At 64.1% G+C, this 345-nt stretch carries 1 pseudogene; it reads left to right on the top strand.

The annotated features are described in order from the left end of the window. Positions 1 to 345 (top strand): annotated as a pseudogene (locus SB753_RS35555) (serine/threonine protein kinase); the annotation flags it as partial.

Here is a 345-nt window from a genome sequence, read left to right on the forward strand (position 1 = left end):
CGCCATCGGCAACTGGAGGCGACCATCGCACGCTTTGCCGATAGCGATCCACGGCACTACGCGAACGAAGACCAGGCCGTCGCGGCGCTCGCATTACTGGGCGTCGACGAGCGCGAACGCCTCGTGCTGAACCAGAACGATCTGATCCAGCGCTTTCTCGCAAGCCGGCTCGACGCATACTGGAGCCCGCCGCTCGGGCGGATCGATTATGCGGCCGCCCAGCACGTGTTTGAGATCCGAGACCAGTTGAAGCTGTTTTCGCCGGAATTCGACGTGCGGCGCAAGCAGATCGACGATGAGCGCGCCGACATGCTCGCGAAGCTCGCGAGCAGCCTCGACGAAGCG

The organism is Paraburkholderia sp. SIMBA_053, from assembly GCF_046534895.1.
In the GTDB taxonomy this organism is placed as follows: domain Bacteria; phylum Pseudomonadota; class Gammaproteobacteria; order Burkholderiales; family Burkholderiaceae; genus Paraburkholderia; species Paraburkholderia caledonica.